Source organism: Dietzia sp. B32 (genome assembly GCF_024732245.1).
GTDB lineage: Bacteria > Actinomycetota > Actinomycetes > Mycobacteriales > Mycobacteriaceae > Dietzia.
The window spans coordinates 2,511,105-2,532,639 of the sequence record NZ_CP093845.1 but is presented as its reverse complement, the minus strand read 5'-3'; the positions used below and the strand labels follow the sequence as shown (position 1 = coordinate 2,532,639).

Genomic DNA, 21,535 nt, shown 5'->3' with positions numbered 1-21,535 from the left:
TCTCAATCCTTCCGGGTTGCGGACGCCTCCACGATCCCCGCCGCGATGAACCTGCGCGTGAACCGCGGGGAAGGGGCACTGAAACTCCTCATGACACCCCGGGTCTCGCGCGCCGCCCACACCGCGGCGAGCGCGGCCAGGGCCGTGAGCAGGACGGTGTCGGCGGCGGCCTGGGCGCCCTCGCCGCCACCGCGCCACAGGGCGGCCGCGACCGCCAGCGCGTTGACCGCCCAGGCCACCCACCAGCGCCTCAGATCGGACCGGGACGGGGCGCGGGTCGACACCCGGCGCAGTTCCTCCAGGTAGACGGGCAGGCGGAAGAAGTTGACGACGACGAGGAGACCGCCCACCCACAGGCCCGCCCGTGACCGGGGGTCCCGAACCGGTGCGTACGCCCGCCGCCGTGTCTCCACGAGCCAGGCCGTCGCGGTGACCGCCGCCGCGACCCCCACGGCGATCGCCACGATCCCGGTCACCCAGACCAGAGCGGTAGTGAGGGCCTCGAGCCACCACGGTGCGAGCCGGTCGGCGTACCAGGCCAGAGCGAGGTATCTCAGTCCGTGGGCCACGGCGGTGGCGAGGAACCAGGCGCCGGCCGCCCGCATGATGCCGGGGGCGGCGGTGGCCAGCCGCGCGGGCGCCGGGCCGGCCGGCTGCGTGAGCCGGCGCGGGACCGCGACCGGCGGCAGTCCCCACCGCGGGGTGGCGGAATAGGCCGGGGTGCGGTCTCCCCACGCCGGCCCGGTGCGGTGCCGCGGGACGGGCGGCCGCGCCACGGGTGTCGGGGGGCGCCACGGCGGGTGGGCGACCCAACGCCACTGTCCCTGCCGCCTCGGTGTGGTCATGGCGACCATGCTGGCACAGCCGGGTGGCGTCGGACGGCGGTGTGCCGGAGCCTGGGGTCATGTCGGTGAGCTGCCTGCGTGTCCACGACCTCGTCTCGGGAGAGGCCGATCCGGCGGGTGGCCACGTCGTCCTCGTGGACCGCTTGTGGCCACGGGGCGTGCGCAAGGACTCCCTCGATCACGACGAATGGTGCAGGGACGTGGCTCCGTCCGCCGACCTGCGCCGCGAGTTCCACCGCGGTGAACTGGACTTCGAGCACTTCGCGGAGAGGTATCGGGAGGAGTTGTCACGCGAGCCCGCCGCCGGGGAGGTGGACCGCCTGGCGACGCTTGCGGCCCGCGGCGACCTGGTGCTGGCCTATGCGGCGAGGGACACCGGGCACAACCACGCCCTCGTTCTGGCGGACGAGATCAGGCAGCACATGTAGCCGTCGTCACATCAGGGGTGACGGAACGCGACTGCGTGTGTATGGTCGTTCTCAGTAGTTGAAATCGTTCGTTGTATTTCTGTAGATCCACCGTCCTTGAGAGAGGGCAGTGCGGCACCGCAGGGAAACACACAGCACGCTCTCTGCTGCAGCACCTGGTATCCCGACAAGCGGGGTACCGACTCTCGAAAGGACGCCAATATGGCTACCGGCACCGTTAAGTGGTTCAACGCTGACAAGGGCTTCGGCTTCATCGCCCCCGACGACGGCTCGGCCGACGTCTTCGCCCACTTCTCCGCCATCCAGGGCTCGGGCTACCGCTCGCTCGAGGAGAACCAGCAGGTCTCCTTCGACGTCGCGCAGGGCGCCAAGGGCCTGCAGGCGGAGAACATCACCCCGATGTGATCTGACGTCAGAGCGATCTGACGTCCTTCGGAATTAGCAAGAGGGCCCGGCAGGAGAGATCCTGCCGGGCCCTCTCGTATTTCCGTTCCGCCCGATTCGGCGGTGCGGGAATCCGCTCCCGCGCCCGGTCAGACGCGGGAGCGCCCGGTCAGATGGGGCAGGCGACGCCGCTGCGGACATGGCAGTCGTAGCCGCCCGGATTCTTGACCAGGTACTGCTGGTGGTAGTCCTCGGCGTGGTAGAAAGTGCCGGACCGGACCTCCTCCAGCGCGCCGATCTCGGTGGTCAGCGGTCCGTGGCCGGCGGCGTCGAGCTCCTTCTGGTAGCCCTGTGCGATCCGGCGGGCCGCCTCCAGCTGCTGCGGCGTGGTGGTGAAGACGGCCGAGCGGTACTGGGTGCCCATGTCATTGCCCTGGCGCATCCCCTGCGTGGGATCGTGCCACTCGAAGAACGTGGCCAGCAGCTTCTCCACCGGCAGCACCTCGGGGTCGAAGACCACCAGGACGGCCTCGGTGTGTCCGCTCGCGCCCGTGCAGGTCTCCTCGTAGGTGGGGTTCGGAGTCCAACCGCCGGCATAGCCGGCAGCGGTGGTCCAGACTCCGTCGAGCTGCCAGAGCACCTTCTCCGCGCCCCAGAAGCAGCCCATACCGAGCACTATCGATTCGTGACCCTCCGGGAACGGCGGGACCATCGGATTCCCGGTGACGATGTTCGCCGGTGCCACCGCGACCGGGTCGGCCCGGCCGGGGAGAGCCGCCTCGGCGTCGACGACGGTGCTCGCCGTACCCATTGCGGATTGTCTGATCGCGTCCTGTAGCCAGCCCATGCCGCCAGGGTAACCCTCTATCCCGGTCGTGATCGGAACGTGTTGTGACCTATCCCATACACACGGTTAGGGTGGTGGCCAGTACGACCGAGGGGGAGCTCGACGTGACTTCTGGACAGCCCGCCGCACAGCGTCTGCGCGCCATCTTCGACGGTGACCCGCGTCAGCCCTTCGAGGGCTCCGGCTGCAGCGACCACGTCCGTCGCCGCAACGTCCGCGCGAGCGTCGTCGTCGCCCTGACCCTGCTGATCGTCCTCATCGCGCTGCTCGTGGTCTGACCAGGGACGTTCATCGCGCGAGGCAGTCGCGGGCGACCCGCACCAGCAGCGGGGCCCACGGCGCACAGTCGTCCTCCGGCAGCGTCGCCACGTCGGCCATCGCCGCGGCGGAGACCCACCGGAGTTCCGCGATCTCAGCGCAGGGGCGCTGACTACCGTCCACCTCCGCGGCGAAGACCTCGGACACCAGTGAGAAGCCGGGCTCATTGGCCGTGGCGGTGTCGAACCGGCCCAGGAAGGTGAGTTCGCCGGGGGCGACGGACACCCCCAGTTCCTCGCCGATCTCGCGGACGGCGCACTCCAGGGGGGACTCCCCTGCCTCCCACTTCCCGCCGGGAAGCATGAAGCGACGAGTGCCCGTCTTGCGGACGGTCGCCACCGCTCCGTCGGGGCGGGTGAGCACCACCGCCGAGACCGAGATGATGCCGGGGGCGGCGGACGTATCGGAGTGATCCACGATCCCGATCATGGCAGGCCACGAGATCCGGTGTGGACGGGCGCTCGCGCGGCCCGACGCGCCGGTGGCCGGATCACTATGGTGGAGGTGGACGTCGTGACGGGCGTTACGGGGGAATCCCGCGCGCAGCCCGCCACCCAACTGAAAGGACACTCCACTATGGCCGAGTACGTTCTTCCCGATCTCGACTACGACTACGGCGCTCTCGAGCCGCACATCTCCGGCGAGATCATGGAGCTGCACCACTCCAAGCACCACGCGACCTACGTCAAGGGCGCGAACGACGCCATCGAGCAGCTCGCCGCGGCCCGCGAGGACGGCAGCATCGCCGCCAAGGCCCCGCTGCTGAGCAAGAACCTGGCCTTCCACCTCGGTGGCCACACCAACCACTCCGTGTTCTGGAAGAACATGTCGCCGAACGGTGGCGACAAGCCCGAGGGCGAGCTGGCCTCCGCGATCGACGCCGAGTTCGGTTCCTTCGACAAGTTCCAGGCCCACTTCAACGCCGCCGCCACGACCCTGCAGGGTTCGGGCTGGGCCGTCCTGGGGTGGGACCACATCGGGCAGCGCCTGATCATCCAGCAGCTCACGGACCAGCAGGGCAACATCTCGATCAACATCACCCCGCTGCTCATGCTGGACATGTGGGAGCACGCCTTCTACCTGCAGTACAAGAACGTCAAGCCGGACTATGTCAAGGCCTGGTGGAACGTCATCAACTGGGCGGACGTGGCCGAGCGCTACGCGGCCGCCAAGGGCTGAACACCGGCCTAGCGCCTCACGGCTCAGCAGAGCTCGCAGCGGCCCGGGTGGGGACCTCCCCACCCGGGCCGCTGCTCGTCTGTCGCCCGGCTCGTCCGCCCGGCCCACAGAGGGTTCCCCGGACGAGCGTCCACTTGGGTAGCGTCACTTCCCGATGCGGGGATGTGAGTCACCCCGATACGCGCACCCGGGGAGAGTCGATGTCCGCCAACCGAATGACCGCCAGCCGAACGTCCGCCAGCCGGATGGCCGTCAACCGCCGCGCCGTCCTGGGCGGGGCCGCCGCACTCGGCGGGGTCGCCGCGCTGCAGTCGCTCCTGCCGGCCGTCGCCGCGGGCCAGTCCACGGACATGTACGTCGGCCGCGGGATCGGGGACATGACCGGAGAGCCGCTGGGCGCGGGCATGAACGGGTACGCGGACACCGAGCAGCTCTCCGTCGGGCTGCACCTGCGTCAGCGGGCCCGCGCCTTCGTCTTTGCCGACTCGCCGTCGTCGCCCCGGCTCCTCCACGTCACCGCCGAGATCGGCCTCGTCTTCCAATCGATCCAGCAGGAGGTGTTGCGCCGGCTGGCCGCCGAGTTCGGCGACACCTACCACGAGGGCAACGTGGTCATCACCGCCACTCACACCCACGTGGCGCCCGGTGGGACGTCCGGCCACCCCATGGTCGACCTGTCGATGCTGGGCTTCCGGCCGGTCACGTTCGAGGCCAATGTCTCCGGGATCGTCGACGCCGCACGGATGGCCCACCACGACCTCGCGCCGTCGAGCGTCGGTGTCACCACCGGCACCCTCCACGACGCCGGGGTCCAACGCTCCCGCGGCTCCTTCGACCGCGACGCCCCCGAGGAGCGCGCGCACTTCCCCGAGGGGATCGATCCGCGGTCGCAGTCGCTGCAGATCACCCGCGACGGCCGGCTCGTGGGCGTGCTCAACTGGTTCGGCGTCCACGCCACCTCGATGACCTCCCACAACACGATCGCGTCCTCGGACAACAAGGGCTTCGCCGCATGGCACTGGGAGCGGGAGGTGGCCGGGCAGGACTACCTCGACGGCCGCACGCCGGAGCTGGTCACCGCGTTCGCCCAGACCAACCCCGGGGACGTGAGCCCCAACCTCCACCTCGCCCCCGGCCTGGGCCCGACGCCCGACGAGTGGCTCAACACCCGGATCATCGGCGAGCGGCAGTTCGCGGCCGCGCGCGACCAGGTGGGCAAGGGAATCCGGCCGCTCGGCAGCGGAATCGACGTGAGGCACCGCTGGGTGGACATGTCGGCGGTCGAGGTGCGGCCCGAGTTCACCGGCGACGGGCGCACCCACCGGACGGCGGTGGCCGCGCTCGGGGCGTCATTCGCCTCCGGGAGCCAGGAGGACGGTGGCGGCGGGGACGAACTGCCGTTCGCCGAGGGCGACCGCGGTGGTAACCCGGTCATCGCGGCGATCACCGACGTGGTGATCCCCGCCTGGCTCCGCGAGGCCCACGGCGCCAAAGACGTGCTGCTTCCGGTGGGCCTGGTACCGCAGGCCGTCCAGCGCGTGTACCCGTTCCACCTCGTACGCCTGGGCGGGCACTACCTGTTCACCCTGGGGTTCGAGCCGACCGTGGTCGCGGGGCTGCGCCTGCGCCGCACTCTGGCCTCCGAGCTCGGGGTGCCCGAGGACCACGTCACCGTCCAGGGGTATTCCAACGCCTACGGCCACTACGTGACCACGCCCGAGGAGTACTCGGCCCAGAACTACGAGGGCGGCGCGACGATCTTCGGGCCGTGGACCCTGCCCGCGATCCAGCAGACGGCCGCGGAGCTCGCCCGCTCGATGCGCGCGGGCACCCCGCTCGACCCGGGCACCTCCGAACGCGACCTCACCGGACAGATCCCGGTCTCGCCACTGGGCAACCCGCTCGTCGACACCCCGGCGCCGCTCAAGAACTTCGGCGACGTCCTGGACCCGCCGCTCGCGGAGTACCGCGTGGGCCAGCGTGTGCTGGTCCGGTTCTGCGGGACCCACCCGAACTCCGACCTGCGCCGCGGAGACACCTACCTCGCGGTCGAGCGCCGGGAGGGCGACCGGTGGGTACGGGTCCACGACGACGGCGACTGGTCCACGATGATCGTGTTCGAGGGCCTGCTCACCGTGACGAACGCGCTCATCACCTGGGACATCCCGCCGGGCACCCCGGCCGGCGCGTACCGCGTGGTGTACACGGCGTCGGGCCGCGGGATCGACGGGCGCCTGTTCCCCGTTAGGGGGGAGAGCCCGGCCTTCGACGTGCGCTGACGACCGGTCTGGGACACTGGAGACGTTAATGCTTGCACTTCCTAGTGCTTGCGTCGTCAACAGAAAGGACATCGCCCGTGGACATCAAGGGTGCTTCCGTCATCGTCACCGGTGCCGCCTCCGGCCTGGGCAACGCCACCGCGCGTTCGTTCGCCGAAAAGGGCGCGGTCGTGTTCGGCCTCGACCTCCAGCAGTCCATCGACAAGGCCGTCGAGCAGGGCATCGATGAGGGCATCACCCTCATCGCCGCCGACGTCACCAGCGAGGACGACGTCAAGGCCGCCATCGCCCGCGCCACCGAGGCCGCCCCGCTGCGCGTGGTGGTCAACTGCGCCGGCATCGCCCCGGCCGCCCGCATCGTCTCCAAGAAGGGCGTGCACGCGCTCGACCTGTTCCAGACCTGCATCTCGGTGAACCTGGTGGGCACGTTCAACGTGCTGCGCCTGGCCGCCGAGGCCATGTCCACCCAGGACACCGTGGACGAGGACGGCCAGCGCGGCGTCATCATCAACACCGCCTCCGTCGCCGCCTACGAGGGCCAGGTCGGCCAGATCGCCTACGCCGCCTCGAAGGGTGGCGTGTACTCGATGGGCATCTGCGCCGCGCGCGACCTCGCGCAGTTCGGTATCCGCGTCAACACCATCGCCCCGGGCACCATCGAGACCCCGATGCTGAAGGGTCTGACCGAGGAGTTCCAGAAGTCCCTCGAGGCCGCGATCCCGTTCCCGTCGCGCCTCGGCCGCCCGTCCGACTACGCGCAGCTGGCCAACGCGATCGTCGAGCAGGATTACCTCAACGGCGAGAGCTTCCGCATGGACGGCGCCCTGCGCATGGCGCCGCGCTAACAGCCCGACCGGGCCCGGGTACGGGTCCGAGCCGGCAACGACCGAGGCCCGCCCCCTTCGCAGGGGGCGGGCCTCAGTGCTGCGCCTGCGTCAGTCGATGTGACCCGGGGTCAGCCGCGACCGTTGTCCGCCTGGTCACCGACCGGGCCGGGAGCCGGCGCGGGCGCCGGTGCGGGCGCCGGTGCGGCACCGGGGGCCGGGGCCCACGGCAGCGGCGGCAGCGGCGGGAGGGCGATGCCGGCAGCGGTGAGCGCCGCGTGGATCTCCGGCAGGAAGTAGACGCCGGCGCCGATCGCGGCCACGGAGCCGAGGCCCAGGGTCGCGGGCACGAGCGAGCCCGTGCCCGGCAGCGATCCGGCGTCGGAGCCGAGGACGAGGGTGGCACCCTCGCCGATTCCGAGCGAGCCGGCGATCGGCGCGTAGATCGGGGCCAGCGAGCCGGTGGTCGGCTCACCGAGGAGCGCCGAACCCGAGGTGTCCACCGAACCCGTGCCGTCTGCCGGGGTGAGGATGTCGACCGAGCCGGTCGCGAGCGGGGCGACCGAACCCGCGAGCGGCGCGAGCGAGCCGGTGGAGGGCTCACCGAGCAGCGCCGAACCCGAGGTGTCGAGGGAGCCCTCACCGGTGGCGTTGGCATCCAGGATGAGCGAACCCAGGTCCTGGGGAACGGACCCGTTACCGGCCGACTCCCCGCTACCCGCCGACTCGGTGCTGCCCTCCGCCGAGCCGCCGACGAGGCTTCCGAGGTCGAGACTGCCCGTCGCCTCGTCCTGCGCGGCGGCGACGCCGGTGGCGCCCGAGAGTGCCAGGGCAGCCGCGGCTGCGACGGCAGCGGCCTTGCGGGTGGTGAACGTCATTGCGTCTCCTCGTGTGGAAAGGGGTTCCCAGGCGCGGGGGCTCGTGGCCGACCCACCCCGGGCGGGGTTCATGGGACTCGAGAACGGTGTTACGAGAACGGGGTTCATCGGCCCGAACCTCACCCTATCCGTGTATTCAGGAGATGAACGGCGAGATCTCAGTTAAATCTTAGTTAGGGAAGGGTGCCGAAATCCGCTCACCCACTGCGCATATCACCGACCGCCCGCCCGGCACAGGATCGACGGGCCCGGTCGGCCGTCGATCGGAGCACGGCGATCACACGAAGTGGGAGATCCATTCGCGTACAGCGCGCGTCGCCCGGACGTCGTCCTCGTTGTAGGTGAGGATGCGATTCCGGCCGGCATCTCGCTCGACACCCCTCGCCGCCTGCGCGTCGCGATACCACCCGAGCGAGGCCTCGCCCCCGGCCTCGGGATCACGCCATGTGAACCCGGCGGCCGGGGCGACCACCTTGAGTCCCAGGCCGGAGGTCGAGACGAACTGGGTGGAGACAGCCTCGTGGACGTCCACCCACAGCGGGGAGGAGATGAAGCGCCGCACCTCGGCGACGGAGGGGACCCCCTTGACGACGACGACCGTGCCCTCCGGGCCGAACCTGCTCGCCGACGAGAGCATCCACCCGTTCTCCGCCGACCGGGAATAGCAGTACGCCCGGAACGTGCGCCCCTGCCCTGCGGCCCGGTCGCGGATCCCGGTGAGCCAGCGCCAGAACTCCGCGAACGAGCGCCCCTCGTCCGGATCCGGCAACCGGGCCCAGGTGGCGAACGGCCTGTACTCCTCGGCCTCCAGGGGGCGCCCGTCCCTCAGCGTGAGCAGGGTCCCCCACAGGTAGGCGCCGTCGTCGAGGTGACTCTCGAGGTCGACGTCCACCTCGATGTCCGCGCGGGGGATGCTCGGCCGGGCCACCTTCGGCACCACGACCTCGCCGTCCCGGTGCGCCCGCGCGCGCCGGACCGCGTCCGCGAACGGCTCGCCGTTCCAGTCCGTGGGCCGTTCCGGTCCGGCCTCCGCCAGGTCCGCCACGGTCCGGATCCCCCGCGCCCGGAGGGGTCCCACATGCCCCCCGCCGACGACGAGGCTGACGTCATCGTCCGCGACGAGCCGGTCGCGACACCCCTCGACGGGCCCGTCCCGGTCGTCCCAGCCCTCCCACCAGGGGCAGGTGCGGCACTCGCCGATCCGGCTGGGCGCGGTGTCCAGCTCCCCCCGCACCACCGCCAGCCGCGTGGCGTGGGTGCGGTCGGCCGGGTCGAGCACCGGCCCCAGGTCGTGCACCACCGCGCGCGCCGACCCCAACCCCAGCACCGCACCGACCGGGGACCCCGCCGCGTGGCCCACGGACTCGAGCAACCGCCACGCGTGGACGAGCCGATCCAGGTCCGCGGGGTGACGCCGCACCCGCAGCGTGGGATCCGGCGCGGGCGCCCAGTCGAGCAACCGGGTGACCGTCGCCGTCGCGGACCCCCTGCCACGCCGCGGGTCGACCACCTTGTGGTTGACCACCAGGACCGGCGCGTACCCGCCGCCGGGCACGGCCGCCAGGGTGCACCTGAGGCCCGCCCGGCCACTCGGCGGATCGGCGGGAAGAGCCGCGCCCCACACCAGGGTCGCCCCGTCTGCCAGGGCCCGGAGTGTCGCCCTCTCGTCGTCGTCACCCGGGACGTCCCCCGGCAGATCCGTCCAGTGATCCCCCACGACGTCCACCACCGTGGAATCGGGGCGCGCGCCCCGCAGCGCCCGTTCCCGGAGACCCGCGCGACGATCCGCCGCCGCCATGGCCCGCAGCCGCACGCCCTCGTCGAGCGGCGCCGTCCGCCACCACCCCGGTCGGGCGTCACGCTCGCGGGCCACACGGTGCAGACATCTGGCCCCCGAGGCCGGCCCCACCACCGTCACGTCGGGGGCCCGGTACGTGGTGTTCCCGGCGTCCTCCATCGCCATCCATCATGGACCAGCCGCGCCCCGCGCGACGGTCCGGTCCTCGTTGCGACCCGATTCGCCTAGGCTGGAGTCCTGATGTCCGCGACGAGAGAAGGATCGACGCCCATGGGCAAGCTGACGACCTACCGCGACAAGCGTGCCGAACTCCGCGCCCATGCTTCGGCGCTCAAGTCCACGGCCATGACCGAGGCCAAGCTCGCGGCCAAGGAGACGCGCAAGAAGGCCAAGGAGGCCCACCGCGTGGAGCTGGCCGAGGCCAAGGAGCGCGCCAAGCTCGAGCGCAAGAACGCCGACCGCAAGGCCCGCCGCGCGGAGAAGCGCGCCGAGAAGCGGGACAAGCTCGACCGCAGATCCGCCAAGCGGAACCGCAAGAACGAGAAGGTCCACGCCAAGCAGGAGCGCGCCACCATCAAGCGCGAGGCCAAGCTACTGGCCAAGGACCGCAAGCTGGCCGAGAAGATCGACTCCGCCGGCCGCAAGCACGAGTACCAGCTCGCCGAGATGGAGCTGAAGAAGCTCGAGGGCACCAAGCTCAACAAGGACGACCTGCAGCGGTGGCTGAACATGGCCAAGGTCGCCACCCCGGTGCTGCTGCCGATGGTCTACAAGGCCGTCTCCAACGCCCAGGGGTCGCCGGGCAAGCCCACCGGGCCAGGTGGGGTGGACCTCGAGGCCGCCGGCATCAACGCCACCGGCCCCGGTGCCGCACTCGGCGTGCGCATCGTCCGCCTCGAGCAGACCCTCGACCAGCTCGAGGTGAGCCGCGGCAGCGAGCGGGAGGTCAAGGACTTCATCACCTCCAGCCGGACCCGACTCACGGACCTGCGCACGGCGGTCGAGACCGCCGAGACCACGCCCACCGCACAGCGGCGCGAGATCCACTCGTCTATCTCCGGCGAGCTCGACCGCATCAACAAGGACATCTTCGCCCGCCTGGGCGTCAAGGCGTGACGGAGCTCCGGGGGCGGATGGCCTCCATCGCGGTGGCGGCCGCCCTCATCGGCGGGGCGGCCGCCCCCGCAGTGGTGCTCGCGCCGGTCGCCGCCGCGCACTCCGTGTTGACCTCCGTCGTCCCGCAGGACGGTTCGGAGCTCGACGCCCCACCCGGCGAGATCGTCCTGACCTTCAACGAGGAGATCAACCAGAACTTCGCCTCGGTCGCCGTGACCGCCGGGGACGACCGGAGCAACCGGGTGGTCGGCGACCCCTCCGTCGCGGGCGAGACCGTCACGGTCGAACTCGACGATCTCGAGCCCGGCGCCTACACCGTCGGATACCGGGTGACCTCGTCCGACGGGCACGTGGTCAGCGGATCGACGGTCTTCACCGTGGCGGGCGGGGCCGACGGCGCGGAGGCAGGCGCAGAGTCCGGCGCGGAGCCCACGGCCGGTGGAGACGCCTCCCCGGCGGACGGGTCCGATGCCGGGGCCGGCGACGAGGCGGACGTCGCCGACGAGACCTCGGGCGAGGACACCGGCGTCAACCCGGCGATCTGGGTCGTCGGCGGTCTGGCGATCCTGCTCATCGGCGGCGCGTTCGTGCTGTTGCGCCGCGGTAACTGACGGGCGGGCCCGCCACAGCGGTGCAGCCGCTCCCCCGCCCGGCGTCTTGCTCCCGCGCCTGTACACGTCAGCCACAGCCGCGTCCGGGCATGGCGTCTGGCCTGCCCCCCGGGGCGCGCGAGACGCCATGCCCGGACGCGGCTGTATCACGAGGTCGAGCGGCAGCATCACGAGGCGGGCCGAGGCGGCCGGACACCGCCCGCAGCGGCCGCCCGCGCGGGCGCCCGCCGCCCGCCTACCGCCCCGGCAGGAAGCGCATCGCGTCGGTGGCGGGCGCGAGCAACTGCTGCCACCGCTTGCGGGGCAGGAACGACGGCCCGCCCATGTGCATGACCCGCTGCGTGGCGATCGTCTGCGATTCGGTGTACTTGAGCAGTCCCTCGTCACCGTGGCGCCGCCCCACCCCGGAGGCGCCCATGCCGCCCATCGGACCCGCCACCGAGCCCCAGCCGGCGACGTAGCCCTCGCCGACGTTGACGGTGCCGGTCCGCAGACGCGCGGCGATCTGCTCGCCCTCGGCGTCGGATCCGGCGAACACCGACGAGTTGAGCCCGTACTCGGTGTCGTTCGCCTCGGCGATCGCCTCCTCGACCGAGTCGACGGGGTAGATCGACACGACGGGGCCGAAGGTCTCCTCGTCGTAGCAGGTCGCGTCGGAGGGCACGTCGGTGAGCAGCGTGGGCTCGTAGAACAGTGGTCCGAGGTCGGGCCGGGCGCGTCCGCCGGCGAGGACCCGGGCGCCCTTGGCGACGGCGTCGTCGACGTGCGCGGAGACGGTGTCCAACTGGTCGCGGGAGATGAGGCTGCCCATCTCGGCCTCGAAGTCGTAGCCGGGTCCGACGCTCATGGCCTGCACGCGTGCGGAGAGCTTCTCGATGAGCTCCGGCGCCACGGACCGCTCCACGTAGACCCGCTCCACGGAGATGCACAGCTGACCGGAGTTGGAGAAGAACGCGCGGGTGGCGACCTCGGCCACCTCGTCGAGGTCGGCGCCGGCGGTGACGATCATGGCGTTCTTCCCGCCGAGTTCCGCGGAGAATCCGATCAGGCGTTCGCCGCACTGGCGGCCCAGCGTGCGGCCGGTGGCGGTGGATCCGGTGAACATGAGGTAGTCCACGTTCTCGACGATCGCGCCGCCGACGGTCCCACCCGAACCGGGCACCACCTGGAACAGGTCGCGCGGCAGGCCCGCCTGGTAGAGCATGTCTGCGGCGGCGAGGGCGCAGAACGGGGTGATGGACGCGGGCTTGATCACCACGGCGTTGCCCGCGAGCAGGGCGGCGAGCGCGTCGGTGGCGGCGAGGTTGAGCGGGTAGTTCCACGGGGCGATCACGCCCACGACGCCCTTGGGCTGGCGGCGCACCACGGCCTTGGTCAGACCCGGCAGCATGCCCTGGACCCGCTTGGGGGCGAGCAGGCCGGGTGCGGTCCGGGCGTAGTGGCGCGCGGTGATGAGGCAGTCCAGCACCTCCTCCTGCGCGGAGGCGCGGCTCTTTCCGGTCTCGGCCTGCACGATGTCCATGAGCTCGCCGCGATTGCGCATGACCTGCCTGGCGAACCGGGTGATCACGGCGACGCGGTCGGAGATGTCGCGTTCGGCCCACGCGACCTGCGCGGCCCGGGCCCGGTCGACGGCGGCGGTCACGTCGTCGGCGGTGCCCACGGGGATCTCCGCCAGCGGTTCGCCGGTGAAGACCTCGTTGATCACCGCCGACGGGCGGCTCGAGGGGTCGGCCCGGAACTCGGGGATCGCGACGAGGTCGCGGAGACGGTCGTACACACGGGGCGCGGGTCGGGTCATGGCCCAGATGTTACCGGCGGGTAAGGACGAGCGGTACCGCCTGCCGCGGTTCCCCGCCCGCCGGTCGCCGGATCCCGGGCTTGACCCTGACGTCGCGTCAGGCACCACGCTCGTGGATGTGAGAGATGCTGGAGGGATGACGACGAGAGACGGGCTCACCGTAGGTGCGGTCGCCGCGCTCGTCGGCGTGAGCGTCCGGACCCTGCACCACTGGGACCGGATCGGGCTGGCGCCGGCGAGCGGCAGGACGTGGTCGGACTACCGGGTATATGACGACGACGACGTCGCCCGCATCCACCGGATCCTGGTCTACCGCGAGCTGGGCTTCCCACTGGCGCAGATCGGGGGCCTGCTCGACGACCAGGAGGCCGACGCGCTGGCTCACCTGACCCGCCAGCGGGAGCTGCTGGTCGGACGCATCTCGCACCTGCAGGAGATGGTCTCCGCAGTCGACCGCATGAAGGAGGCGATCGATATGAACGCACCACTGACCCCGGAGGACCGGGCCGAGATCTTCGGCACGGACTGGAAGGAGGAGTACCGGGAGGAGGCCGAGCAGCGCTGGGGCGACTCCCCGCAGTGGGCGCAGTCGCAGGAACGCACGGCGCGCATGTCCAAGGAGGAATGGAGGCGGGTCAAGGCCGAGGGTGACGCGCTGAACGCCGACCTCGCCGCCGCCAAGCGCGCCGACGTCGACCCGGCCTCGCCCGAGGCAGCCGCGCTGGCCGAGCGGCACCGGTCCTCGATCGCCCGGTTCTACGACTGCACGCACTCGATGCAGGTCTGCCTGGCGCGGATGTACGTCGAGGACCAACGGTTCGCCGCGACCTACGACGCGCACGAGCCGGGTCTGACGCAGTGGCTGGTCGCCGCCGTCGAGGCCAACGCCCGGGCGCACGGCGTCGACCCGGACACCGCCACCTGGGAGTGAGCCGGTCCGCATGAGCCGGTGGGCGATGTCGGTACGCGGCCGTACGCTGGCCCGCATGAGCCGATGGACCACAGCCGACATCCCCGACCAGACCGGCCGGACCTTCGTGGTCACCGGAGCCAACTCCGGGCTGGGCCTGCAGTCCACCCGCGCGCTGACCGACGCGGGCGCACGCGTGATCATGGCCTGCCGTGACACCGGCCGCGCCGAGACCGCCCGCGCGACACTCGCGCACCCGGAGCGCGCCGAGGTCGTGGAGCTGGATCTGGCCGACCTCGACTCCGTACACGCGGCGGGTGAGCTCCTCGCGGGTCGTGCACCCGACGTGCTCATCAACAACGCGGGACTGATGAACATCCCGCGGTCGAGCACGGCGCAGGGCCACGAGATGCAGTTCGGCGTCAACGTGCTCGGCCACTTCGCCCTCACCGAGCACGTCGCGCCGGCGCTCACCGACAGGGTGGTGTGGTTGGGCTCGATGATGCACCGCTTCGGCTCGGTGGACCCGGACGATCTGGACTGGACCCGCCGCCGCTACTCGCCGATGCCGGTCTACGCCGCGTCCAAGCTGGCGTGCGTGATGCTCGCCTACGAGCAGCAGCGTCGCCTGGACGCCGCGGGGTCGTCGCTCAAGGCGGTGGCCGCGCACCCGGGGTACTCGGCGACCAATCTGCAGTACCGCAGCGGCAGCCGCGTGCAGGATCTGCTCATGAAGGGCGTCGAGAAGATCCCGTTCCTGGTGCAGCCGGCCGAGCGAGGTGCCCTACCGCAGCTCTACGCGGCGACCGTGGGGTCCGTTCCGGGCGGCGCGTACATCGGCCCCGACGGCCCCGGGGAACTCACCGGGTACCCCACCACCGTGCACTCCACCAAGGCGTCCCACGACCGCGACGTCGCCGGCGCGCTGTGGGACCGGTGCCGGGAGATGACCGCGCAGGGGTGATCGCCCAGGGGCGTCCGGAGGGACGACGACGAGGCCCGGGCCCTACGCGCGCCGGCGGGCGAAGGCCAGCAGCAGCCCGCCCAGCAGAACCGTCACGGCGGCCACGCCCACCAGCGTGGTGGTCTCCACGCCGGTGACGGCCAGCGCGGCGGGGTCCGACGGCGCCGCCGCGGCGGGGGCCTGACCCGCAGGCGTGGCGGCAACCGGAGTGGCCGCGGCGCCGAGGGTGGCGCCCACGCCGTCGGTTCCGCTCTGCCCCTCGCGGGCGGGACCGTTCGCGCCGGCCGGGGAGTCGCCGGTCTCGTCGTCGTCTCCCTCGCCCGTCGCGCCCGATTCGCCGTCGGCGGCACCGGCGGTGTCGGGCTCGGAGTCCCCGGCGGCCTCAGCGGCCCCCTCCTCCGCCTCCGCCTCGGCGCGACGACGTTCGTTCTCCTCGTGGGGGTCCGCCAGCGCGGCGATCTGGACCGCCTCGATGCTCCCCGCCAGCCCGCCGGGCAGCTCGGTGCCCGCGGCGTCCGCGGCGTCGGTGAGCAGGGCACCGCCCTCGGCTGAGCCCTCGACGATCCCGTGCCAGAAGTCCAACTCGTGCGGGTAGAGCTCGCCGGCCTCCTGCCGCTCCCCCAGCGCGGTGAAGAATCCACCCGCGAGTTGCACGCTCAGAACCGGGAAAATGTACTCGGGGATCTTGATCGACCCCAGCCCGATGGTGCCCGACCCGATCGATCCGGTCGCATTGGCGTAGACGGACCCCGGCAGGCTCCCGGAGGACGCCACCGACGCCGCGGCGGACCCGCCCGCCGATCCCAGCGCCTCGAGCGGCGCCACCGACCCGACCGCCTGGCCCAGTGACAGACCGGCGTCGGCCACCGGCGCGCTGCCGGTGTCGCGCAGTCCCTCGGACCCGAGTGCCCCGCCGCCGATGACGATCTCCTCGGGCAGCTGGCCGATCAGCTGGTCGACACTGCTGTTGCCCGTCTCCGCGGGCAACGTCGAACCCGACCCGGATTCCTCCTGGGCGTACCCCGGCGCAGGAGCCGCGACGGCAGCCAACACGGTGGCGGTGACAGCGGCGCCGAGGCGCCTGGTCCGGACTCCGGAACGGGTCTGGGGCATCGGGTACAGCCTCTCGTCGCATGGGCGGGCCTGTGCGACCCGCGCTCCGATGAGCGTACTACTGCGGTATCGCCCGACTGTAGCGTGCGATCTACTGCAGAGCCCGCCCTACTGCAGAGCCGAGGTGAGGCGCGCGACGTTGTCGACGTACCGCCCCGGCCATGGCCGGCTCATCCACGCCTCGAGCCCCAGGGTCGTGCAGTCCTGCAGGTAGGCGTCCACCACGTCGCCCAGCTCCGCGACCGCCTCGCCACCCAGGACCAGCAGACTGATCTCGAAGTTGAGGTTGAACGAGCGCTGATCCATGTTGCTCGATCCCACGACCCCGGCGTAGTCGTCGATCAACACCGTCTTGGTGTGCAGGACCGCCGGGGAGCGGAAGCGGTGGATCACCACACCAGCCTCGAGCAACGCGCGGTAGTACGACCGCTGGGCGTGATGGACGAGGAACTGGTCGGCGTTCTCGGGGACGAACAGCTCCACCCCCACCCCGCGGAACGACGCCGACGTGATGGCGTGCAGGAGGGCGTCGTCCGGGACGAAGTACGGGCTGACGATCCGGACCCGCTCGCGTGCCTGTCCGATGAGCTGGGTGAACATCCGCAGTCCGGGTTGAGTCCGGTACCCCGGGCCGGACGGGACCAACTGGAACGCGCTGACCGGGTCCCCCGCCGTCGGGTCCCCACCCTTGCGCCCGGGGGCCAGCGGCGCCCCCTGCGCGACGTCCTCCAACGTGCCGATCACCTCGCCGGACTCGGAGTACCAGTCCACCGCGAACACGCTGTCCATCGCCTGGACGATCTCCCCGCGGACCTCCATCATGAGGTCCACCCACTCACGGCCGAGCCGGGCGTTGCGGGAACTGCCGTAGTGGCGCTCGATGAGGTTCTGCGACCCGATGAAGCCGTGGAGCCCGTCCACGATGAGCATCTTCCGGTGGTTACGCAGGTCAGGGCGGCGGAAACGGCCCCGGAACGGGTTGACCGGCAGCATCAGGTGGAACTCGACCGGGGTACGCCGCAGCCGCTTGCGCAGCTTCTTGAATCCCCGGTAGCGCAGGGAACCGAGGTGGTCGACCAGCACCCGGACCGCGACCCCCCGCTCGGCGGCCTCCACCGCGGCGATGAAGAACTCATCGGTCTCGGAGTCCCACGACTGCGCGTAGAACTCGATGTGCACGTGGTCCCGAGCGGTCCGCACCGCCTGTGTCATCGCCGCCAGCGATCGTCTGTAGTCCGAGTGCAGTGCGACGAAGTCGCCGGACATGGCGGGGATCGCCGTGAGGGTGCGGTTCATCTCCAGGATCGTCCGCACCCCGGGGCCCACCTGCACACCGTCGGGCACCGTGGGCCGCTGCTCGAGCGCGTTCGCGTACAACAGGTTCGCCTCGGCCTGGATGATGTGGCGCCTACCGGTGATGTAGGGGTTGCCCAGCAGCAGGAACAGCGGCACCCCCACCACCGGGATGAAGAGGATCGCCAACAGCCACGCCTGCGAGGACGAGGGTTGCCGGTTCTCCGGCACCATCCCCAGCGCGAGAATCTTGATGACGTACTCGGTGATGAGCAGCGCCGAGGTGACGCCCTCCGGGAACGGGAGGTCGAGACCGATCGTCGTGGGGTTCACGCGGTCGTGCGGGTCAGGACCGTCCCGAGGGCAAGCGCCCGGGGGTCGATCACCGTTCCGCCCCGCATCGTCCACCGCACCACGCCCGCCAGGGCGCGTTGGGCGTACACCGAGTCCGCCGAACCCAGCTCGCGAGTCCCCGGCAGGACGACGAAGGCCTCGTCGTCCCCGACCGCGGCGAAGTCCGCGCGCAGACCGACCCGGATCTCACCGCGGTCGCTCAGGCCCACGACCCCGGCCGTGCGCACGGCCATCCAGTTCGCCACGTCGGAGAGATCGAACCCGCGGCGGCGGGCCTCGGTCCACACCACCGACAGTCCCAACCGGGCCGAGGCCACGGCGTCGATCGTGCCGTCACGCAGCGCATCCCACAACAGTTCGCGGTTGGCGGCGTCCCGGATCGGCGGGTCGAGTCGCGCGACCGCGGGGCCGCCGTGGGTGACCTCGGAGACCAGGGCCAGCATGTGCGGGCTGGTCGAGGCGGTCACCGCCACCCCGTCCGCCCGGGCCTCGCGTAGCAGTGGCAGTTCCTCATGGTCGGACACCGCCCGCACGTGCAGCCGACCGCCCGTACGTCGGCAGACCTTCAATAGACCGGGCAGGTCGTCCATCCCGGCGTCCACGGCGAACACGCCGCCGGCCGCGGCGACCTCCTCGGCGGCCGCCACGAGTTGCGCGGAGTCCAGTGTCGGTGCGCCGTCGACGCCCTTTCCTGTGGCCACGGCGGACACCCCGAACACGCCACGGTCCAGGAGGGCCCCGAGCCTGCCGAGATTCCCCGGCACCGCCGCGCCCCAGAGCCCCACGTCGACCGTGGACTCGCCCGTGACCTTCTCCCGCCACCGGTCCACGTCCTCCGGCTGGACGGCGACCGGGTCCCCGTCGGTGCCGTAGTCCACCACCGTGGTGATCCCGCCCTGGGCCGCCGAGCGCGTCCCCACCGCGACGTCCTCGGTACTGACGTGGGGGTCGACGAGCCCGGGCATGAGGACCACATCGTCACCGAGCGCGATCGTGTGATCGCCCGCCAGGCCGATGTCCCGCGCGTCGGACCCCGTCCGCACCGACGAGATCACACCACCGTCCACCGTGACCGCCGCCTGCTGGATCCGACCGTCGACCACCGCGCGTCGGGCGTGGATCAGGAGTTCGTACTGGGCCACGGAGGGCTCCTTCCGGGTTCTCGGACGATGGCGGCGCACCCTTCACCGGTTATTGTCCCCCACGGGCGGGCTCCCCCGCGGGAGCGCGCCCGGATAGCGTTGCCATGAACAGTCCACGTCCCAGGAGGCCCCGCATGACCGACACCCCCGCCGGATTCGTCCCCACCGCGGACCTCGTCGACGAGATCGGCGAGGACGTCCGAAGCTGCGACACCCAGTTCCGCGACCTCGGCGGACGGACCGAGTTCTTCGGTCCCGTCTCCACCGTCCGGTGCTTCCAGGACAACGCGCTGCTCAAGAGCGTGCTCGGGGAGCCCGGCGAGGGCCGTGTCCTGGTGATCGACGGCGGCGGCAGCCTCCACACCGCCCTGGTGGGCGACCTGATCGCCGAACTCGGTCGTTCCAACGGGTGGGCGGGCGTCGTGGTCAACGGCGCCATCCGCGACTCGGCGGTCGTGGGCGGCATGGACTTCGGCTGTAAGGCCCTGGGGACCAACCCCCGCAAGTCCACCAAGACCGGCGCGGGCGAGCGCGACGTCACCGTGAGCTTCGGCGGGGTCGAGTTCGTCCCCGGCGACACCCTCTACGCCGATTCCGACGGGATCGTGCTGCGCTGACTCCTCGCCGACGCCGTCGCGCCTCCGACGTGGGCGCGAGGGCGGCGCGGAACGGTTCGGTGCGGGCCGGGTGGGATGATCCCGGACGTGGTCAGGAGGCTCCCCCGAGGCTGGCGACCGGGATGGTGAGCACGTCACCGATCGATGCCTCGGGCCCGTAGCTGCCCAGCGAACCGGGCGCATACGAGCCCGTCGAGTTGGGCAGATCGACGGACAGGACCACCGATCCGGTGTTGATCAGCTGGCCGAGCAGGTCCATCAGCGAGGCGGTCCCGAGCGACCCGTAGCCGATGCTGCCGAGCGCCTCCCCCACGTTCGGAGCGAGGAGCAGGCTGCGAATCGTTCCCATCTCCGCGGGCTCGTCCGGCTCGTCTGCCGCCGCCGTTCCGGCTCCGGTCAGCAAGGCGGCGGCGGCGAGCGCCGAGGCGGCCGCGGCAAGGGTGGTCGTGCGCATCGAGATCCTCCGGGTCAGCGACCCGCCCCGCGGCGAGGTCGTCCGCAGGTGATCGTATCGGTGGTCACACCCCGGCGGCACGTGACACGGGGTCTTCTGCCCGTCCGAACGGTCAGGCCTCGCGGCGGATCCAGCGCAGCAGGGGCCCCAGCGAGGCCCGGTCGGTCAGGTCCAGCCCACCCAGCTCGAGCATGGCGTCCTCCTCCGGCGTTCGCTCGGGCTTGCGCCGCAGCGCCGCGAGAGCGGTCTTGATTCCCAGCCGCTGACGGAATCCCAGCTGGTCCGGGGTTATCACGCCGCGCAGCTGGAAGAGCTTGAGGTCGCGCAGTTGGTCCCCCGAGAACTCGCTCGACATGAGTTCGATCCTGGCGTCATCGGTGACCGGGGTCGGGCCCACCATGACCACCGCGACCCGACGTCCGGCCTCGACGAGCGCCTCCCAGTTGTCCCGGATGAACGCCGAACCGCCCAGCCCACCGCCGGACCGCATACCGGTGATGAGAACGACCGTCCCGGCGACGACGAGTTCGGCCGGGTCGGCGTCGTCGTGATGGGTGGAGCCGGTGTCGAACTCCTCGGCGAGCCAGGCGGCGTACCGTCTGGCGCCGGGGTCATCGTCGTGCAGCACCACCGGAGCCTGGACCCTGCCCTGCGTCTCGTCAGCCATCAGGCCTCTCCCCGTCGATCACCCGCGACCACGCGGGCCGAACGGCCCCCGAACTCCACCACGTCACCGTCGACCAGCCCACGTCCCCGCCGCGCGTCGACCTCGCCGTTGACGCTCACGGCACCGGAGGCGACCGCGTCCTTGGCCTCGGCGCCCGAATCGATCAGCGACGCCAACTTGAGGAACTGGCCCAGTGTGAGCTTGGTCCCCAGGTCGCATTCGACGTCGTCGACCGGCGGGCGGGCCGGCGGGGTCGTCGCCCGCCCGGCCCGTCCTCGTCCTGCGATGTGGCGGCTCATGGGTTCGAGCCTATCGGGCGCCTCATCAGACGGAGTGACCCGTCCTCCGCGGCGGCTCGTCCGGAAGCACCCCGCGCCCGCGCCGCGTCACCAGAGCCAAGCCGGCCCCGCCGGCCACGAGTACCGCGGCGGCGAGCGCCAGGGCGGTGATCTGCACTCCCGACATGCCCGAGGAGCCGGTGTCCTCCTGCTCGTCCACGTGCGGGGACTCGCCCTTCGACGGCAGTGGTGGCAACTCGCTGAGTACGGGCAGATCCGTCACCTCCGCGCGGACACCGGGGTCCGGGAACTGCGCCGACGCGACCGGCGCCCCGACCAGGACGAACGTTGCGCAGAGCGCGACGAACATGCTGGCGGGGCGGCGGCGGACCATGGATGCCTTCCGTGACGGAGGCCGGACGGCCTGATGTCAGA

Annotated in this window: 24 protein-coding genes; 11 read left to right on the top strand and 13 right to left on the bottom strand. The window is 71.6% G+C overall.

Annotated features, from left to right (window positions below; all coding sequences use genetic code 11):
- Positions 1–2: 2 nt before the first annotated feature.
- On the bottom strand, positions 3–845 hold the full coding sequence (locus tag L8M95_RS12045) for a DUF4328 domain-containing protein (protein WP_260486376.1): 843 nt from the start codon (positions 843–845) through the stop codon (positions 3–5).
- Positions 846–904: 59 nt separating this feature from the next.
- On the opposite strand from L8M95_RS12045, the gene L8M95_RS12040 reads away from it, so the two are divergent.
- Positions 905–1,273, top strand: coding sequence for a DUF488 domain-containing protein (locus tag L8M95_RS12040; RefSeq protein WP_260486375.1), 369 nt, complete (start codon positions 905–907; stop codon positions 1,271–1,273).
- 201 nt (positions 1,274–1,474) lie between these two features.
- Positions 1,475–1,678, top strand: coding sequence for a cold-shock protein (locus L8M95_RS12035; RefSeq protein WP_007629661.1), 204 nt, complete (start codon positions 1,475–1,477; stop codon positions 1,676–1,678).
- Positions 1,679–1,826: 148 nt separating this feature from the next.
- On the opposite strand, the gene msrA is transcribed toward L8M95_RS12035, so the two are convergent.
- Positions 1,827–2,504 (bottom strand): peptide-methionine (S)-S-oxide reductase MsrA, encoded by a 678-nt coding sequence (msrA, locus tag L8M95_RS12030; RefSeq protein ID WP_260486374.1) that lies wholly within the window; start codon positions 2,502–2,504, stop codon positions 1,827–1,829.
- 74 nt (positions 2,505–2,578) lie between these two features.
- On the opposite strand from msrA, the gene L8M95_RS12025 reads away from it, so the two are divergent.
- Positions 2,579–2,782 carry a hypothetical protein gene (locus tag L8M95_RS12025; protein WP_260486373.1) on the top strand — a complete coding sequence of 68 codons (204 nt, stop codon included), beginning with the start codon at positions 2,579–2,581 and terminating at the stop codon, positions 2,780–2,782.
- Positions 2,783–2,792: 10 nt separating this feature from the next.
- Here the strand turns inward: L8M95_RS12025 and L8M95_RS12020 are convergent, their stop codons facing one another.
- The gene (locus L8M95_RS12020) at positions 2,793–3,239 is read right to left on the bottom strand and encodes an NUDIX domain-containing protein (RefSeq protein ID WP_260486372.1); all 447 of its coding nucleotides are present in this window, start codon (positions 3,237–3,239) and stop codon (positions 2,793–2,795) included.
- A gap of 159 nt (positions 3,240–3,398) precedes the next feature.
- Between L8M95_RS12020 and L8M95_RS12015 the strand changes: the two genes are divergently transcribed.
- The 3 genes from L8M95_RS12015 (at position 3,399) to L8M95_RS12005 (ending at position 7,125) form a co-directional block, all read left to right on the top strand.
- Positions 3,399–4,001: a superoxide dismutase gene (locus L8M95_RS12015; RefSeq protein WP_260486371.1), complete on the top strand. Its 603-nt coding sequence runs from the start codon at positions 3,399–3,401 to the stop codon at positions 3,999–4,001.
- A 200-nt stretch (positions 4,002–4,201) separates the two neighbouring features.
- Positions 4,202–6,280, top strand: coding sequence for a neutral/alkaline ceramidase (locus L8M95_RS12010; RefSeq protein WP_260486370.1), 2,079 nt, complete (start codon positions 4,202–4,204; stop codon positions 6,278–6,280).
- Positions 6,281–6,357: 77 nt separating this feature from the next.
- Entirely contained in the window at positions 6,358–7,125 is a 768-nt protein-coding gene (locus L8M95_RS12005) for an SDR family NAD(P)-dependent oxidoreductase (RefSeq protein WP_260486369.1), read from the top strand.
- A gap of 110 nt (positions 7,126–7,235) precedes the next feature.
- Here L8M95_RS12005 and L8M95_RS12000 read toward each other — a convergent pair whose 3' ends face one another.
- Both L8M95_RS12000 and L8M95_RS11995 read right to left on the bottom strand, forming a co-directional pair.
- Positions 7,236–7,982 carry a hypothetical protein gene (locus tag L8M95_RS12000; RefSeq protein WP_260486368.1) on the bottom strand — a complete coding sequence of 249 codons (747 nt, stop codon included), beginning with the start codon at positions 7,980–7,982 and terminating at the stop codon, positions 7,236–7,238.
- Positions 7,983–8,259: 277 nt separating this feature from the next.
- Entirely contained in the window at positions 8,260–9,939 is a 1,680-nt protein-coding gene (locus L8M95_RS11995; RefSeq protein ID WP_260486367.1) for a TM0106 family RecB-like putative nuclease, read from the bottom strand.
- An 81-nt stretch (positions 9,940–10,020) separates the two neighbouring features.
- Here L8M95_RS11995 and L8M95_RS11990 point away from each other — a divergent pair, with 81 nt between their 5' ends.
- Both L8M95_RS11990 and L8M95_RS11985 read left to right on the top strand, forming a co-directional pair.
- Positions 10,021–10,896 (top strand): DUF6474 family protein, encoded by an 876-nt coding sequence (locus L8M95_RS11990; RefSeq protein ID WP_260486366.1) that lies wholly within the window; start codon positions 10,021–10,023, stop codon positions 10,894–10,896.
- On the top strand, positions 10,893–11,507 hold the full coding sequence (locus L8M95_RS11985) for a copper resistance CopC family protein (protein WP_260486365.1): 615 nt from the start codon (positions 10,893–10,895) through the stop codon (positions 11,505–11,507). The genes L8M95_RS11990 and L8M95_RS11985 overlap by 4 nt, the downstream gene beginning before the upstream one ends.
- Before the next feature lie 235 nt (positions 11,508–11,742).
- Here L8M95_RS11985 and L8M95_RS11980 read toward each other — a convergent pair whose 3' ends face one another.
- Complete coding sequence (locus L8M95_RS11980; protein ID WP_260486364.1) at positions 11,743–13,308, bottom strand: succinic semialdehyde dehydrogenase; 1,566 nt, start codon at positions 13,306–13,308, stop codon at positions 11,743–11,745.
- A gap of 136 nt (positions 13,309–13,444) precedes the next feature.
- Here L8M95_RS11980 and L8M95_RS11975 point away from each other — a divergent pair, with 136 nt between their 5' ends.
- Positions 13,445–14,239, top strand: coding sequence for a MerR family transcriptional regulator (locus L8M95_RS11975; protein WP_260486363.1), 795 nt, complete (start codon positions 13,445–13,447; stop codon positions 14,237–14,239).
- Between the two features lie 55 nt (positions 14,240–14,294).
- On the top strand, positions 14,295–15,182 hold the full coding sequence (locus L8M95_RS11970) for an oxidoreductase (RefSeq protein WP_260486362.1): 888 nt from the start codon (positions 14,295–14,297) through the stop codon (positions 15,180–15,182).
- 42 nt (positions 15,183–15,224) lie between these two features.
- On the opposite strand, the gene L8M95_RS11965 is transcribed toward L8M95_RS11970, so the two are convergent.
- The 3 genes from L8M95_RS11965 to L8M95_RS11955 form a co-directional block, all read right to left on the bottom strand.
- A complete protein-coding gene (locus L8M95_RS11965; RefSeq protein WP_260486361.1) occupies positions 15,225–16,295 on the bottom strand; it encodes a hypothetical protein in 1,071 nt (356 codons plus the stop codon).
- A gap of 108 nt (positions 16,296–16,403) precedes the next feature.
- Positions 16,404–17,921, bottom strand: coding sequence for a phospholipase D-like domain-containing protein (locus tag L8M95_RS11960; protein ID WP_260486360.1), 1,518 nt, complete (start codon positions 17,919–17,921; stop codon positions 16,404–16,406).
- On the bottom strand, positions 17,918–19,084 hold the full coding sequence (locus L8M95_RS11955) for an amidohydrolase family protein (RefSeq protein WP_260486359.1): 1,167 nt from the start codon (positions 19,082–19,084) through the stop codon (positions 17,918–17,920). Before L8M95_RS11955 ends, L8M95_RS11960 begins: the two co-directional genes overlap by 4 nt.
- 134 nt (positions 19,085–19,218) lie before the next feature.
- Here L8M95_RS11955 and rraA point away from each other — a divergent pair, with 134 nt between their 5' ends.
- Positions 19,219–19,701: a ribonuclease E activity regulator RraA gene (gene rraA / locus L8M95_RS11950; RefSeq protein WP_260486358.1), complete on the top strand. Its 483-nt coding sequence runs from the start codon at positions 19,219–19,221 to the stop codon at positions 19,699–19,701.
- Positions 19,702–19,792: 91 nt separating this feature from the next.
- On the opposite strand, the gene L8M95_RS11945 is transcribed toward rraA, so the two are convergent.
- The 4 genes from L8M95_RS11945 to L8M95_RS11930 form a co-directional block, all read right to left on the bottom strand.
- Entirely contained in the window at positions 19,793–20,155 is a 363-nt protein-coding gene (locus L8M95_RS11945) for a hypothetical protein (protein ID WP_260486357.1), read from the bottom strand.
- Positions 20,156–20,267: 112 nt separating this feature from the next.
- A complete protein-coding gene (locus tag L8M95_RS11940) occupies positions 20,268–20,822 on the bottom strand; it encodes a hypothetical protein (RefSeq protein WP_260486356.1) in 555 nt (184 codons plus the stop codon).
- Positions 20,822–21,034, bottom strand: a complete 213-nt coding sequence (locus L8M95_RS11935; RefSeq protein ID WP_260489242.1) for an RNA-binding S4 domain-containing protein — start codon at positions 21,032–21,034, stop codon at positions 20,822–20,824. Before L8M95_RS11935 ends, L8M95_RS11940 begins: the two co-directional genes overlap by 1 nt.
- 112 nt (positions 21,035–21,146) lie before the next feature.
- Positions 21,147–21,494 (bottom strand): hypothetical protein, encoded by a 348-nt coding sequence (locus L8M95_RS11930; protein ID WP_260486355.1) that lies wholly within the window; start codon positions 21,492–21,494, stop codon positions 21,147–21,149.
- Positions 21,495–21,535 lie beyond the last annotated feature (41 nt).